Source organism: Chitinophaga fulva, assembly GCF_012927205.1.
GTDB classification, from domain to species: Bacteria; Bacteroidota; Bacteroidia; order Chitinophagales; family Chitinophagaceae; genus Chitinophaga; species Chitinophaga fulva.
The window spans coordinates 1,229,949-1,244,644 of record NZ_JABBGC010000002.1 but is presented as its reverse complement, the minus strand read 5'-3'; the positions used below and the strand labels follow the sequence as shown (position 1 = coordinate 1,244,644).

Annotated in this window: 12 protein-coding genes; 1 reads left to right on the top strand and 11 read right to left on the bottom strand. The window is 50.5% G+C overall.

Annotated elements, in window-relative coordinates:
* Window positions 1–9: 9 nt before the first annotated feature.
* The 5 genes from HHL17_RS21730 to HHL17_RS21710 form a co-directional block, all read right to left on the bottom strand.
* Window positions 10–408 carry a hypothetical protein gene (locus HHL17_RS21730; RefSeq protein WP_169226891.1) on the bottom strand — a complete coding sequence of 133 codons (399 nt, stop codon included), beginning with the start codon at window positions 406–408 and terminating at the stop codon, window positions 10–12.
* A gap of 160 nt (window positions 409–568) precedes the next feature.
* The gene (locus HHL17_RS21725) at window positions 569–1,060 is read right to left on the bottom strand and encodes a MarR family winged helix-turn-helix transcriptional regulator (RefSeq protein ID WP_169226890.1); all 492 of its coding nucleotides are present in this window, start codon (window positions 1,058–1,060) and stop codon (window positions 569–571) included.
* 18 nt (window positions 1,061–1,078) lie between these two features.
* Window positions 1,079–3,526, bottom strand: a complete 2,448-nt coding sequence (locus tag HHL17_RS21720) for an outer membrane beta-barrel family protein (RefSeq protein WP_169226889.1) — start codon at window positions 3,524–3,526, stop codon at window positions 1,079–1,081.
* A gap of 156 nt (window positions 3,527–3,682) precedes the next feature.
* Window positions 3,683–4,162: a hypothetical protein gene (locus HHL17_RS21715; protein WP_169226888.1), complete on the bottom strand. Its 480-nt coding sequence runs from the start codon at window positions 4,160–4,162 to the stop codon at window positions 3,683–3,685.
* Window positions 4,163–4,183: 21 nt separating this feature from the next.
* Window positions 4,184–5,092 (bottom strand): LysR family transcriptional regulator, encoded by a 909-nt coding sequence (locus tag HHL17_RS21710; protein ID WP_169226887.1) that lies wholly within the window; start codon window positions 5,090–5,092, stop codon window positions 4,184–4,186.
* Between the two features lie 87 nt (window positions 5,093–5,179).
* On the opposite strand from HHL17_RS21710, the gene HHL17_RS21705 reads away from it, so the two are divergent.
* Window positions 5,180–5,770 (top strand): thioredoxin family protein, encoded by a 591-nt coding sequence (locus HHL17_RS21705; protein WP_169226886.1) that lies wholly within the window; start codon window positions 5,180–5,182, stop codon window positions 5,768–5,770.
* Window positions 5,771–5,852: 82 nt separating this feature from the next.
* Here the strand turns inward: HHL17_RS21705 and HHL17_RS21700 are convergent, their stop codons facing one another.
* The 6 genes from HHL17_RS21700 to HHL17_RS21675 form a co-directional block, all read right to left on the bottom strand.
* Window positions 5,853–6,983: a cytochrome-c peroxidase gene (locus HHL17_RS21700; protein WP_169226885.1), complete on the bottom strand. Its 1,131-nt coding sequence runs from the start codon at window positions 6,981–6,983 to the stop codon at window positions 5,853–5,855.
* A gap of 17 nt (window positions 6,984–7,000) precedes the next feature.
* Complete coding sequence (locus tag HHL17_RS21695) at window positions 7,001–8,560, bottom strand: DUF6850 family outer membrane beta-barrel protein (RefSeq protein WP_169226884.1); 1,560 nt, start codon at window positions 8,558–8,560, stop codon at window positions 7,001–7,003.
* A 21-nt stretch (window positions 8,561–8,581) separates the two neighbouring features.
* Window positions 8,582–9,919: a DUF4876 domain-containing protein gene (locus HHL17_RS21690; RefSeq protein ID WP_169226883.1), complete on the bottom strand. Its 1,338-nt coding sequence runs from the start codon at window positions 9,917–9,919 to the stop codon at window positions 8,582–8,584.
* A 10-nt stretch (window positions 9,920–9,929) separates the two neighbouring features.
* Entirely contained in the window at window positions 9,930–12,932 is a 3,003-nt protein-coding gene (locus HHL17_RS21685) for a TonB-dependent receptor (protein ID WP_169226882.1), read from the bottom strand.
* A gap of 5 nt (window positions 12,933–12,937) precedes the next feature.
* A complete protein-coding gene (locus tag HHL17_RS21680; protein WP_169226881.1) occupies window positions 12,938–13,927 on the bottom strand; it encodes a FecR family protein in 990 nt (329 codons plus the stop codon).
* Between the two features lie 85 nt (window positions 13,928–14,012).
* Window positions 14,013–14,612, bottom strand: a complete 600-nt coding sequence (locus HHL17_RS21675; RefSeq protein WP_169226880.1) for an RNA polymerase sigma factor — start codon at window positions 14,610–14,612, stop codon at window positions 14,013–14,015.
* Window positions 14,613–14,696 lie beyond the last annotated feature (84 nt).

Below are 14,696 nucleotides of genomic sequence, written 5' to 3'. Positions count from 1 at the left end.
TTCTGCAGATTAATGCATGCCAAGGTATAATCTCATCCGGTTCATCTCGTTACGAACAATGGGTATGGCTGAAAGCAGAGAAAATTGTATTTCGTGACATAGTTTATTGATGACAGGAGTGTCTTTAGCATTTTCGATGGTGATCAGTTTATGTAAATGTCCCAGCTTGTTGGCTTGTTGTGTAAACCCCAACCCACGGATACCGCTTTTGAGGCGGTGGGCAAATAGGATGGCTTCTTCCCAATTATTTTCCAGTACTGAAACTTGTAGTTCCGCCAGTACAGTAGGATAGTGTGAAAGAGTAATCTCGAAAATATCCAGAGCGTAGTCGATGTCGTTTTGATAAAGTTCCAGTAAAAATGTATTGTCAAAATATTCGCTGAATTCGAATACCGGGTCTTGATTCATCTACAGTCAGTTTGAGTCCGGCAATATCAGTCTAGAATTTTTATGGTTTGTTTATATCATCATAATTTAAGCGGATTAACAAATGCCTGGTTTGCTCCTGATACACAAATGCCCGGACGATAGTACATCGCCCGGGCATCACTTATTTTTATCATAAGGGCTACTCGTCAGACTGCTCCAGCAGACTAATCTTTACCCGCTTGTACATACTCTTTTCATCCAGCGATTTTTCCAGTTCGCCCATTACGGTCAACAGGCTGCTACTGGCTTCCTCCAGCCATTTTCGGTTTTCTTCCCGGATGACTTCCAGCAGAGGGCTTATTTTCCGGTGCATCTGTTTACCGGCGGCCGACAGGGATATCAGCCGGCGGCGTTTGTCCCGGCTGTCAGCGGACGTTTTGATCAGCCCCTGCGTCAGCAGCTGATCTACAAACTGCACTACGGCCGGGTGGGTAAGCTGCAAGGCTTCGGATATTTCGGTGACGCTCAACTGCTTCTGCCGCACCAGTAGTTCCAGTATCAGAAACCACCGCGCTTCAAAGTCCAGTCCGGACTCCTTATATATCCTGCTTATATCCTGGGACAGGCGCTCACTGAGCCTTTTGAGCCGTGTGGCCAGCGCCAGTTCTTCCAGTTCATTTACCAGATTCATGCAGCCAATTTAGCAAAATTATCCGGCCCGGCGCTTTTCCTCTTCGGCGCCACCGGTCTTTTTATTGCTGCCGCCGGAACTATTACCGCCGAATTTGTAGTTGAATGTGATGGTAAATACCCTGCTATCCCTGCGCTGGAAGAAAGTTTCGCCGTAACCGGTCAACCGGGTGAAGGCATTGGTATAATTGGTGAAGAACACATCGGAGAGGTTCAGTTTCACAGAAGCTTTTTTGTGCCACAGCTGCCGCTGTGCACCGATGCCCATAAACCATACGCCTTTCACGTCCAGGAAACCGTAGTAGGTACGGCTGCTATAGGTGGCGGTAACCTCCATCGTGGTATTGGGATCGATGGTAATACTGTTGATGCTGTTAAGATTAAACGAAACCCTGCTGGCATTCAGATGAGTGTTGGCCAGATCTCCTTTGTATTCGCCATAATAGGCCAGCGCTTCGTTGGTGCTGTTCAGCCATTTACCAACGGAGAAGGGTACACTGAAACTGATGTTGTAATAGTTGTATCGCGCCAGGTTATGACCGGTTTGAATAACACTGTTGGGATCCTTGTCTGGTGACAATACCGTCAGAATATTGTCGGTGGTGGTACTAAAGCCCAGTTTGGTAATGTACCTGTCTTTGAAAGTATGTGTCATCTCAAAGGAGTTGGTGATCTCCGGTTTCAGATAGGGGTTACCGGTAGAATATGTCAGCGGATCGAGGAATACTTTGAACGGATTCAGTTCCCGGTAAGACGGGCGGTTGATGCGGCGGCTGATGGATATGCCGAGATCATGTGTTTTATTGAACGCATAACCAACGTACCCGCTGGGGAAGAACTGGGTATAGTTGCGGTCAAATTTTTCCTTGTTGGTGACCTGCAATCCTTTGGCGATGGTGTTTTCCACGCGCAGGCCCAGCTGTACGCTCAGGCGCGCCCATTTTTTGGAAGCGTTGAGATAGGCGGCATTGATGTTTTCGTCATATACAAACCGGTTGCTCTTACCGGTATCCAGTATGTCTGTTCCGCTGCTCCTGTCAAAAAAACGTACGTCGTTATCAGCTTTCACCCAACTGCTTTTGATACCGGCATCCAGCCGTGCGCCGAGGCTTCTCAGAGGCTGGGTATAATCGGCTTTTATGGATTTAATGTTTAGCTCGCCGGACAGGTTGCCGAACAACCTATAGTCCGGTTTGGTCGGTGCCTGTTGCAGATCAAAATAAGAAGTCCGGTAGTTTTGAAGTTCATCGTTGCTAAAACGCGCGTAGTCAAGGTCTACAGACAGTTCTTTCCCGCTGGTGTCCAGCCTGTGTTTGTAATTCAGGTTGATGCTTCCGTTGTTCCTTTGAGGATGGTTGTCTCCGATAGTGGTGAATGAACCTGTTTTTTGTTGTTGTATGTTGAAGGATTCCGCCATGCTGTTGGACGTGATGTCCCCCTTGTTAAAGATGCCATTGGCTACTACGCCTACAGTAATATCCGGCGTGATGTTATAGTCTGCGCCGAGCCGGGCGTTGTGGGTGTTAAAGCCGTACCGGAAAAAGTTATCGTAGTTGATACCGCCTGTATATTTGTCCGCTGGATCATAAAACTGCCGTTCGATGGTAAGGTCATTCATAAACTGCCGGTAGTTGTAGTTGTAAGAACCGAACAGGTTCACCTTTTTCATCTTACTGTTGAAGTTGACGGACGGGTTTATTTTGGGATATACGCCTTGGCCGTAGCTGAGCGATACATTACCGTTGGTGCCGCTTTGGTGGCCTTTCCGGAGCCGTATGTCAATAATACCAGCGTTACCGGCAGCGTCATATTTGGCCGATGGATTGGTGATCAGGTCTATTTTTTCTATCTGGTTGGCCGAGAGGTTCCGCAACAAATTGGCCAGTTCCTGTCCGGACATGGGCACCAGTTTGCCGTCCATCATCACCAGCACGCCTTGTCTGCCGCGCATCGCAATGTTATCGTTCTGATCGATGGTGATGCCCGGCGCTTTTTCCAGCACTTCCAGCGCGGTACTGCCGGCGGCGGAAATAGAGCCTGCCACGTTGAGGGTGGTTTTATCATACTGCTGCTGTATGAAAGGTTTGGTAGCTGTTACATTGGCTTCCCGCAACGTGGTAGTGGTGGGTTGAAGGCGGAGGGTGCCCAGCTGTGTATGCTTATTGAGTGTAATAGCGGCCGATAGCCAGGGTGTATAGGCCATGCTCTGGGTGGCCAGTAAATATTGCCCTGCGGGCAGATGATCGAAGGAGAAGTTACCTTGTGCGTCGGTGTATTCTAATTTGACCAGCTTCTTGTCTGCTGCTTGCAGCAGCTGTACTACAACGTCCCGCGCAGGGGTATTGTCCGCTGTGGCGAAAGTGCCTTTAATACTGTAAAACGCGTTGCCAGTCTGGCTAAATACATTATTTATGTAAGTAGTAACGTAAATGAAAAGAATAAAAGTAAATAAAGATGACAGTCTCATTGGGGCTTTTTAGGGCAAAAGTAGGATTATTATGTTCGTATGAACATAGATAATAGTAACTACTTACGTAAATATTTATTGCCGGTTGCCGGCCTTGATGGATGGAGCTGTCCTGTAAATTTTAGTAGCAGGCCACGTAGAAAAAAGGCATATGAATTATTGTGCAGGGGTGGCAGTGGTATTATCTTCCACACATTTCTCCTTACGGCGGGTATCAATTACATACTGGATTTTCCATTCTTTACCCAGTTTCACCAGTTGAAAGGAATTAACACCACAATGGTGGAACTTTCCCTGATGGTAGAAGCGGTAGGGCGTCCATACGGAAGCAAGGTGGTCATCTATTTGTATAGGGCCATAAGTAATACGTTCGTCAAGGTCGCCTTTGGGCGTGCCTGCGATGACGGAGGCAAAACGTTCTACAGAAACATTTTTCACGGTGGTGCTGCCTTTAAGCTCTTCGATGGTCTGAAATACAGCGGTGGGAGAAAAACACTCGCGGAGCGCCACGCTGTCGCTGTTATGCATGGCGGTAAACATTTTATCGATGGTTTGTTTCACACCGGCAGTTTCGGATTGGGCTTGCAGGGTGTTAACAGCAAAGAGGGCCGGCAGGATGAGGTACAGATAGCGCATCTTTTTTTAATCTAAAATACGTTATTTGGACTGTTTCTGATCTGCGCCTTTGAAATACTGCCGGATATGCTCGACAAATTGTCGTATCAACGGATTGTTCCGGTCCAGGCAAGCTGCTTTCCAGGTCCGCTTCCGCATGGGTGTCTGCAATGGCAGGGTAACAAGGTCCCGGTTTTGCAGGTAAGGCGCAATGGCCCAGGTGGCAAAGAGACCAATGCCCATACCTGCCTGGATCATTTCCACGATAGCTTCGGTGAGTTGTAGCCGGGTGATGTCTTTCGGCCGTGATTCCCGGAAAAACTCCCGCATCATATTATGGGTGCCGGCTTCCTCCGCTACGTCATATGTGAGCAGGTGCTCTGTGGCAAAGTCTGCTGCTGTCAGCGATTTTTTCTGTCCTACAAAAGGATGTTTCCGTGGTAGCACCGCTACTACTTCATCATGAAAAAGCGTGTGTGTATGTACGCCGGCAGGAGGGGTGTTGTCGCTGATAATCGCTACATCCAACTCTCCGTTCATCAGATAGGTCAGCGGTTTCTGCGTGGCAGCGGTCACAATGGTGATCTCCACCTGCTGATGCCGTGATTTCAGTTCCGTGATCACCCGTGGTAACCAATGGTAACAGGTGTAACATTCTGTGCTGATGCGCAATGTCTGTATTTTACCCTTGCGATAAGCCTGTATGTCTTCCTGCAGGCGTGTCAGCTGTGGCAGTATGTTGGTGGCGCTCTCCATGACCCTGCGCCCTGCAGCGGTCAGCAGCAGCTTTTTGTTGACCCGCTCAAACATCGGCAACCCGGCCCTTTTCTCCAGGTCTTTCAACTGGTGGCTCAGGGCCGACTGTGTCAGGTACATCTTCTCGGCAGCCTTCGTGAGCGAGCCCTCTGCCACAATGTGCGCTACAAGTTGAAGATCGTTACTTGTTATCATGAGCTGTTTTCATCAAAAGTAAGAAAAGTATTCATTTTTCTCATGTTTTGCCGATGGCTACCTTTGATAAACAAAATTCATTGGTATATGGAAACAGCAATCAAACATTTTACCGGGCAGCAGGTAGAGGAAGCATTTGAACTGGCAAAGGCCACACAACGCCCTTTGCTGATCGATTTCTGGGCAGATGGTTGTAAGGGGTGCCAGCGCATGGACGCGGTGACATACGAAGATGAACAGGTCCGCGAATACCTGGAACAACACTACGTGTTGGTGAAGTTCAATGTGAAAGAGGTAACCAAAGCTTTCACGACCAAATACCTGACACGTGCACTGCTATGGACGCCCGCCTTTTTTATGTACGCACCGGACGGCAATGTGCTCCGGGAGGCTACCGGTTATCTGCCGCCGCATCAGTTTCTGACCGAACTCACTATCGGCAGGGCATTGCTGGCAATGCGCCGCGGTAAACCGGCAGACGGTATCCCCTTGCTAAAAGGGCTGATCTCCGAAGACCTGCATCCGGCTTTGCACCAGGAGGTATTATACTGGCAGGGAGTGGCTGCTTTTTTTGCCGAAGGCAAATCATTTGACGCGCTGGCGCCCTACTGGCTGGAGTTACGGGAAACTTACCCGGGCACCTTATGGGCGGAACGGGCAGATACCTTCCCGGCTTGATGATAATGCGTGCTGCTGACAACGTAGATGCCTCTCCGTTACTGACGGAGAGGCATCTACGTTGTGGTATTTACCGGAGAGCTTATTGTGGCAACACCGGCCGCTTCATTTTATACGGCACACCGGTGATGGACTGCAGAAAGGCTATCAACGCTTTTTTATCCGCGGCGGTCAGTTGCAATGGTTGCATGAGCGGATCCGTTTTAGGAAACAACGGATCGTTCTCCTGCCCGGGGCGGGGCTTCAGCATATGCATACCGCTGTTATAGATGTTTAGTATACCTTCTATATTGTCAAACAACCCATTGTGCATCCACGGCCGGGTGAGCATCACATCCCGCAAGGAAGGGGTCCGGAATTTACCAACATCGGCGGTATCTTGGGTGTAATTGTACCGGCCAAGGTCTTCATACTTCCTACCGTAATAGGTAAGCCCAATGTTGTGAAATTGGCCGTCTGTGAGATATTGCCCGTTGTGGCAATTCATGCACCGGGCCTTGGTGCGGAACAGATGCATGCCTTGTATCTCTTCATCAGTCATCCGCTTATAATTGCCGCCAAGGAACTGGTCGAAACGGGATGGCCGGCTGCGGATGGTCTTCTCAAAGGCGGCAATGGCCTGCACTATCTGGTCAAAGGTGATACGCTCCGTCCCGTATGCCTCCTTAAAAAGCGCTTTGTATCCATTGATCCGGCCTAATTTGGCGGCCAGCAAAGGCGGCTCCATATTCATCTCATGATGTGTGGCAAGGGGATTGATAGCCTGGTCTTCCAGCGTGGCGGCACGGCCATCCCAGAAGAATTCATTGTGTATGCCCACGTTCAGCAATGACGGGGTATTGCGGGTGCCCTGGAGATGGTCATGGCCCAGCGAAACGGCCCGTCCATCGCCCCAGGCGAGGTCCGGGTCATGGCAACTGCTGCAGGATATCTGATTGGAGCCGGACAAACGCGGATCAAAAAACAATGTCTTGCCGAGGTTGATCTCCGGATCTTCCAACAGCCGGGGCAGGGCAGTGTCTACCGGAATAGCAGCAAACTCTTTCCAGGTAACCCCGCTGTCAATGGTAGGTCGCGGCCACTCGCTGACAGGGCGCATATATAAACGGCGCAGGCTATCAGTGTCGGGAGGCGTGTCCCGGGGGCCCTGACGCAGCGCCGTGGTGAGCATCAGGAGCAGCAGTGATGATAATATGATGGCAAGTCGTTTCATCAAAATGACGGAGTGATTTATAAGTATAAGTGAAAGGCCAATGATGACCAAATATTGTTGGTGCCCGGTACCGGAATAGATGGCTCAGGGGAGGATATGTCCCCGAGTGCCTGAAGATACCGCACCCGCAAGGTCACCCCCGCAGGCAGGGTGCTGAAAACCTTCCGGGTGATATAACTGGCCTGCCAGTCAAGCGAGGCGGCGGTGGTGTGATAATAGTAATAATCATAGTACACTACTTCGCGGGAGAAAGCAGTCATCTGGGTGGGCAACACATGCACGCTGGCAGACAGCGGCAGTTGAACGCCGCCGGTGAGCCGTGTATGGAAACGGTCACCTCCTTTGTTCCGGTGCAGTTCCCCGGAAAGGGAGGGTGTTACCATACTGTAGTTCAACTGATGCGCGGTGATAAAATCCTGCTTCTTTTCGTGCTGCCATACCAGTGAGGCTCCCCATCCGGGCACCCAGGCGACTTTCCGGCTGCTGAGGTGACTGTAATGCACGGTTACCTGCTGTTGCTGATAATGATAGTTGGTGGCATTTAATGCCTGTACCAGCGGCGGTGCACTGTAGCTGTTGAAGTCTTCTCCATTCAGGAGAACAGCCCTGAATTGTAAGCTGTGACGCTGGCCTTGTTGCGCCAGTAAAGCCAGCTGGTAACGGTCAAGGGTATACGTGCCCCAGCGTGTTTCTTTCAGCGAGCTTTCCGGCGGCCGTGAGAAGAAAGACCGTTGCCGTTCCCATCCGGCTTGCGTGCTGAGTTCCCATCCGCCTTGATGGTATTGGTGGAATAGCGTAAGGCCGCCTTTCCGGATACGGATGTTCATCTGTTCGCCCTGGCCGCTTCGGGGCTGCATATACCCCATGCCCATCATCAGCCAGGTACGGCGTTCGGGATAACTGTCGAAGTTATGCTGGTACTGCGTGTTTTTATATTGTACGGATGTATTTTCATAGCCATAGCCTATCATCGGCTGTACGCCCAACCAATGACGGTCGTTTTTCCAGGTGATTTCAGGGCGTATGGTGAGGGCAAACTGCCGCACGGACGGCCGTGGATCAACGGAACGAAAGGCGGTCTGGTATAGGTAGTCTATACCGGCGCCGGTATACCATTTCCCGGGATGCAGGGCGTAGGAAGCCAGTCCTTTCATTTGATAAGACTGCCGGTCGTATTTGCCGGCTTTGCCGGCAGCAAAATAATAAGGCCGGTTGTCTGCAGCCACGCCGGAAAGCATCCAGGCAAGACTGTCATCCCAGGTACGGCTATACGTAAACTGGCCATACAGTTTGAACCGCTCTACGGTTTTGATCCCTTCGCTTTTAAATGCCGCCTCCCGGTGTTGTTGCGGCTCCTGCGCCAGCCGGTAACCGCCGCTGGCCGCTGTGCCTTGTAAGGTAACGATGCCAACGTTGCCGGAAGCATAGTGCTGTAGCATGGTGACGCCCTGTGTGGCCTGTCGGAACTGTAGGGCAGAAGCCTGATAGGTCAGCAGGCTATCTGAAGCGCCATCGCTTTGCGCGATGACGCCCACAGATAATAGTTGGCAAGTGAAAAGCAGATAAACTTTTTTCATATCATTTCAGCGGTATGCCCGTCAGTTGGAAAAGGCCTTTTTGGATGGATCGGCCTTGATGGTGATAAAGTCCACAGATGAATTGTTGGTGTCCTGCAAGATAACGCGACCGCCTGTACGTTGTTTGGTTTTACGCAGCAGTGCTTGTGAACTGTAAGCGCCGTTGCCTACAAAATTGAAACCGGCATCAAGGTCCAGGGAAATACGTTTAGGACCGCGCTTGTTGAGCGGCGTCTGTTGTGTTTCTACGACATCCAGTATCTGCATGTCTTTTTTGGGCAACTGCATTTTCAGTTTGCCGTCAGTTGTATTATTCGGCGTTTTATATGATTTCCAGGTGCTGGTAGCTGCCTGGCTGCGGAATATCATGATGCCTTCGCGGCCGTTAGCGTCCATCACAAAGTCACGGTTGAAATTATGGACCACCGTCAGATGTGGCGTGTTGGTATTCAGATCGGAAGGAAGCGGATTAATACCGGGCTGATTGCCCATATATACGTCGAAGTCGGCGCCCTGTAAGTCTACCGTCAGATCAGGATTGCGTACGGTAATGGTTTTGCCGCTGGCATCCTGGTAAGGCGCTTTGTGATTAATGGCGGTGGCGGCAATAATGATACTGTTGCCCGGTTGTACGGGATAAGTGGTACCGTTGCCGGGTATACGGAATAATGACGCGGCGTAAATATAATCAGTGTTCGGGTTGGTAGCGGCCATCCCCGTGGCAACCGCCCAGTTCCATTGTCCGGTTGGCAGTACCCATGGCTGTGCGAAATCGATCTGTTCAAGGGCTGTTTCTACGCCTTCTACCTGGCACAGGTACAGGCTGTCAGCATACAACACCTGATCGGAGTTGTTGTATAATTCTACAAACTGGTCACGGAAAAGTGCGCCGTCTTTGGTATTTGAGCCGGCGTAATAGATCTGTTTGATCAGCCAGGTGCTGGTGTTGCTGCCGGTCCTTAATTCCACGGTAAAATTGTTCTGGGGCGCCATGGCTGCCTGCGCGTTGGCGGCGCCTGAAAAGAACACGGTGCCATCCGACTTGATACCGGTAGCTGTCTCGTATGCCTTGGCAGATAAGTCAAGGGATACGGCGATGTTGTAATTGCCGGGCACTACGCTGTTAAAGGTCACCTGTCCGGCATCAGTATCCAGTACGCCGGTATATTTTTGTCCGGTTACGATATTGGAAATGGTAACTTTAGCTGTTTTGAAAGAGATGTCCAGTTTACCCATCTCTTCAGCCACTTTGAACCCTACGTTGATGGATACAGGTTGTAAAGATGTGTCATTGTCTTTTTTGCAGGCTGCCAGTAACCCTATACAGGCAATGGCTATACGAAACAGATTTTTCCGCATGATGTATATTTTAGAATTTTAATGATATCTCACCGGATAAGCTCACCGGTGTGGTTAATTTCCGAATACTGTTGTTCTGCTCTATGTAATCGTTGAGCAGGATGTTAAACACATTGTAGGCACGCACAGAGAACCGTATTTTCTGCCGGATTTCTTTGGCTACCTGGAGATGTATATTGAAATAAAATGGTTCACTGTTTTCTGCTTCAGCAATGCTGTAGGGGCCAAGCGCTTGATGAATGGGATTGTTGACGTCCGGTTTGAGTACGGGCGTATAACGGCCATCAAGGTCGGTATAGCCGGTAAGCTCACCGGAATTGGCAAGGTTCACCCGCTTTTTCTGCCAGAATAAATCTGCGGCCACATTGATAAAAAAGCCGAGCCGCGGAATATGCGTGGTAGTGGTGAGCTTACTGGTCAGCGTCCAGTTTTTGTACCGATCAGGAGGGTAGATACCATACCAGAGACGATACAGGTTGGAAGCATCGTCATTGGCCAGCTTTACTCTTTGCCTGGAGTCTGAAAAACGGCTGAAACTAAAAGATGATACCAACGAGAAGCTGGTCTGAATGGCTTTTATTTTGGTGGTATTGATAAACCACTCTATGCCCATGTCTTTACTGGAAGTGGTGTTGGCTACGGTGCTGAGGCCCAGTCCTGCACGGGTAATGGTGCTGTCGGTGGGCCAGTACGTGATACGATCGTCTACCAGTTTGTAATCATATACCGGCAGGGTAAACAACCGGTATTCATGTGCGGTGGAGAAACCATCCCTGTTATGTTTATAATAGGCAAACAGCGAACTGCTGATCACAGGGCTGTTGTATTTGATGCCCCATTCAAACTGGCGGGCTTTCATGGGTTTCAGGTGACTGTTGTCCTGCATGTACTTTTCGGTATACACCAGGTAAACCCTTTTGGCAGGAGAGGGGTCGTACACCTGCAGCAGCGGAATATCGAAATAGGCTGGCGCCGGATAACGGTAAGCCATGGTGGGTGATTTGGTGGCTACGCCGTAGCCGAAAGTCAGCTCCCAGCGCTCGTTGAGCCGGTAAGAGCTATTGATGCGGGGTTGCAGGGTGCCCCATCCGTTTTGCACGTCCATCCGCAAACCTGCATTCAGTGACAGTGTATGCGCGCCTATACGGATATTCACATTGTCTTGTAAATAGTAGCCGGTGTTGACAAGGGCAGGTAACAGATCAAAGCTGTAAGGACGCTGGTTCTGATAGCTCAGATTGGTGTACCGCGGTGTCAGCGGATCTACGATCACGCCCTGACCGTTGTTGGCGGAGACAAACAGATTGCCGCCGGCACTGAGCCGGTGCAACAGTTTCCCGGTATGGACAGTCCCGCTGAAACCCAGATTGGCATTGAAAGTGGCTGGTCTGCCTATAATATGGTCCACGGCTGTAAAAATCCCCGGGATGTAATAGCCCTCATAAATCCCCGTGGTATCTTTATCGCCGATGCCTTTGGGGTTGCCGTTCATGGCAAACTGCGTATAGGATTCCTGTTTCCCCGTAGCATAACCCATGCTCAGGCTGATGTTGTTCAGCAGTTTGTTGTGCAGCGTGATCGATGTGCGATTACTGACAGACAGGTTGTAGTTTTTGACATAGGTCATCTTCGCCGTATTGTCTTCCGGGTCCATCTTGATATTATCGTCCCGGAAGCCAAGCGTCACCGACAGGGTGTTTTTAACATCCCGTGCAAGATAGTCGGTCCACATCAGGCCTACGTTAGACCGGGCATATTGTTGTATGCGGTTGCGTGGGTCTTCGTTGCTTTTGAGATAGTTCAATGAAACATTCAGCGCGCCTCTTTTACCGCCGAGGTTAAATCCTTTGGACAGGGAATACTGGGTGGAATAACCACTGATGCCCAGGTTGAACTGATAGGGTGTTTTACCGGCCTGCCGGTCAATGATCACGGCGCCATTGGTGATGTCGCCATACCTGGCGGAAGCGATACCGGAAATCACTTCAATGCGCTCAATATTGTTGACCGGGATGTCCCGGAGGTCCAGCCCGGAGAATGGTACATCGAAACTGCCGCGACCAGCTTGCGAAATGGTGCTTTTGCCATACATACCGATGTTTTTGTTTTGCATATTGGCATTGTTGGACTGCAGGATGTCATCGATGATGATAGCGGTGCCCAGCGAGTTATTTTGCGCCGATGCGTTATCCGCCGCTGTTCGCAGGGTCAGTGTCTGTACATGATGCAGGTCCGGCACTTTGATTTCCTTACCAGGCAGGTTGTTCAACAGGTCTGCCATGCTGAAGGCCTGCGACTGTTCGATGGCTTCACGGTCAAATAATATAGAGGAGTTGGACTGGTTGCCTTTCTGGGTGGCGGTGATCTGTACGCCTTCCAGGGAGAGACTTAGTTCCCGCATCACGAATGTTTTGCCGGCAGCAAAGACAGCGCTGTCAATTGTTTCGCGAATGTTCTGCTTTCCCACGTAGGAAATGTTGAGATGTAGCCGTATGATGCCGGTGGGTATACGGACACTGAAGCGGCCTTTTTCATCGGTAGCCAGTTGGACACCGGCTTCTATCACCTGTATACTGGCAAACTCAAGTGGTTTGTGCCGCTCGTCGGTTACCATACCGGTAAACAATAGTGGGGTGACTGCCATTTGAACGACGGGTGATTGTTTGTCTTCTTTTTTTTGAAGTTGGGGATAGATGAGCACCTGGCTGCCATTTAGCCGGAACCACAAACCGCTGTGCTGCAATAGCTGTGTCAGTATATGCGTGACCGTTGCCCGGCGGAAACTGGTGGCGGGTGTTTTTACCTGTCGCGCCGTTGCCGGGTTATAGGTAAAGTGCAGGGCTGTTTCCCGGCTCAGGGCCTGCAGTGCTTCGTCCAGTGTCCCTGCCTTGATGGAAATGCTGATACGCGTAGGCGCTTCCTCCTGTGCCCATGCCGCGCCGGCAACAGGTAACAGTAACAGGATACAAAGTATGCTGCGCAGATACTTGTTATATAGGTAAATGATGTTCATCAGTTTTAGTTGGAACAGCCGGTCCCCGAAAGGTGGACGGTGTTGCCTTTTATCGTATAGGTGATACCGTATATGAGCTGTAATGCGTCCAGTATGCGGTTGATGCTGTCTGACCGGCGGAATGCCGTGGTGATCCGGCAGGTGGATACGCCCGGCGTGTCCAGGATGATCGTCAGGCCGTAAGTCTGTTCCAGCACCAGTTGCAGCTCCCCGAAACTGGCATCTTGCAGGGATATGTTACCAGCCGTCCAGTCGGTGACAGTAGCACGGTAGGGGATACTTTTCCATTCACCGCTTTGTTTGGCGGCAACAATGCCTTCTCCTGCATGTAATACCCGGAGCGTATCTGCCTGTACCGACCCTTCGGCAACGCCTATACGTTCTTCTGGCAGGCTGCGATAACTTTGCACACTGAAAGCGGTGCCCAGATCGGTGATCAGCTTGCCTGAAGGCAGTTGCACACTGAATGGATGCAGGCTGTCATGTACTACCTGGAAACAGGCCTCCCCTTCCAGCAGCTGTATGTTACGTGCAGTAAAAGGCTGCGGATAACGGATACTGGTGCCGCTGTACAGCCATGCAGTGGAGCCGTCCGGCAGTGTTACCTGCTGCATTTGGCCGGCAGGGCTACTGATCACCACATAGCTGACGGCCCGGGGCCTGGTAAACAGATAGATGCCTGTCAGGATAAGCAACGCCAGGCTGGCCGCGACAGCCATGCGCATCCATATTTTTCGTATACGGATGGACGTTGTCTCCGCAGGTGGCAGCATGCTCATCTTCAGCTTTTCTTCCTCTTCAGAGATCTCCTGCTCCAGCCCAAAGCTGTATAACGACAGTACCAGCAATTCGGCGCTCTGGAATATGGCCTGATGCTCCGGATGCTCTTTCCGCTGCTGCTGCCAGTATTGGATGGCTTGTTCATCCTTTTGCAGGCAACTGGCAATAAAAGAGTCCGAGTGGACAAGGTATTCAATCGTAATAGACTCGCGCATCAAAGGGTGCTTTATATAATATGAGAGAAAGCGGGAAGTGTTTTTACCCTTCTGATGCGGAAAATTTTTTATTTTTTTTCCGGAGCTAACGTAATAACAATTGTACAGAGGAGAGGATCTCCTGTGGGAAGCCTGCTTTGGCCAGCTCCCGGCGCAGGTTCTTAATGGCTTCGTGTATCTTATTATAGATGGTCCGTTCGGATACGCCGGTCCTGGCGGCAATATCCGCATAGCTGAGGCCTTCGTAATAACGGAGACGGATAAACAGTTGTTTCCGTTCCGACAAACGGGAAACTGCCGCAGCAATGACCTGTTGCAGTTCCTGGGTGCTGTTGAGATGGATGAGGAAATCCTCATGGGAGGGAATCGTTTGCTCAGCCCCGACTTCCGTAAAATCACCCGGGAAGGAAAGTTTGTCGGACTGCCCGGCAATAGACAATAGCTGTCTCCTGAAGGAAGTATAGATGTATCCTTCATGTTGCAGCACATGTCCCAGCTGGTTTCGTTTCTCCCAGAAGTACAAAAAAGTCTGATGGATAGTGTCTTTTACCAAACCCTGGTCGGGCAGTATTCTTATGCCATAGGTTTGCAGGGCGGGATATAACAGCCTGAACAAACGGAGGAACAGTGTTTCATCTCCCTGCACCATGCCTTCCCACAACTGCCTGATATCCGGTTTAGTCATCGCATGCCATTTATTAACGTTGTTGTGCTCCTGCCTTAGGAAAAGGCAGGACAAGGCGCAAAACTACGTATATGCATGGCAACT